The sequence below is a fragment of the Streptomyces sp. NTH33 genome, from assembly GCF_003236365.1.
Lineage (GTDB): Bacteria > Actinomycetota > Actinomycetes > Streptomycetales > Streptomycetaceae > Streptomyces.
Genome location: NZ_POTZ01000955.1, coordinates 1 through 1033, shown reverse-complemented (window position 1 = coordinate 1033; position 1033 = coordinate 1). Strand labels below are relative to the sequence as shown.

Here is a 1033-nt window from a genome sequence, read left to right as displayed (position 1 = left end):
GACATCCACGCCGCCACCGACACCCTGGCCCGGCTCACCGAGTACCTGCGCGAGAATCCCGAGCCCGCCGAGGCGCTCGGCCTCATCGAGCCGCTGCTGGATGAATACACCGGTGTCCCCGTCCAGCTCGCCGACGTCCTGCGCGCCCTGGCCCGAGCCGTGCAGGAGCACCCCGACACCCCCCGCACCATCGGAACCGACCTCCTGATCCAGGAGCTGCGTACCGCCGCGTGGGAGCAGGCCGACCAGCACACCCTCCACTACGCCCTGGACGACCTGCGCGGCCTGTACCGGAAGGCGCCCGAGACCATGCCGGAGTGCAGCCTGTGCCCGTGAGCGAACGGCAGCTGGCCGCCTTCGCCGACACCCACGCCTGGCGCGTCCCGTTCGACACCAGCCCGCGCCACCTGGCCGGCCCCGGCGACGGCCGGCACGTCACCCACGGCCTGGCCGCGGCCGGATGGACACGCACGTCCGACCCGCTGAGCCCCGAGATCGTGCTGACGAGCCCGGACCACCGGCACAGCCTGCAGTTCGACCCGCAGTCCGCCACCGCCGCTCGGTGGCGGCTGCGGGCCGAGCCCACCGACACCGAACCCGGCTGGTACGCCGAATTCGGTGAACTCGTCCCCGCCGAGGTCCTGGGCGCGGTCACCGATGCCCTCGTCACCCCCTCGGTCGCCGAGCCACCAGACCCCCTGGACGCGGCGGACGCCGCGGGCTGGCTCATCGATGCGCGCGGTGCGGCCAGCTCGCCGGACGCCGCGTGCCGCGTCGAACGGCGCCCCGAACGGAACGCCGCCGTGTCCTGGCACGTGGAGGCGCACGAGCCCGGACACGGTTCCCGCGGCCCCCGGCTGTGGCACGCCTGGTTCGATGCCCAGACGCCCACCCGCCTGGTGGACGCCTTCGTCACCGCACTCGCCGACCCCGCCCCGCTCCAGCGCGGCATGTTCGACCGCACCGCCCACGGCGCCGTGCAGGAGACGAGCCCCCTGTCCCCGCAGCACGTGGCCGACGCGCACACCGAGCG

Annotated in this window: 2 protein-coding genes; both read left to right on the top strand. The window is 74.6% G+C overall.

Annotation, left to right across the window (positions count from 1 at the left end):
- Nucleotides 1-3: 3 nt before the first annotated feature.
- Nucleotides 4-336, top strand: coding sequence for a hypothetical protein (locus C1I97_RS37775; protein ID WP_111007355.1), 333 nt, complete (start codon nucleotides 4-6; stop codon nucleotides 334-336).
- Nucleotides 333-1033, top strand: a 701-nt coding sequence (locus C1I97_RS37770; protein ID WP_309147867.1) for a DUF317 domain-containing protein, incomplete at its 3' end; no start/stop codon positions are given. The genes C1I97_RS37775 and C1I97_RS37770, both read left to right, overlap by 4 nt.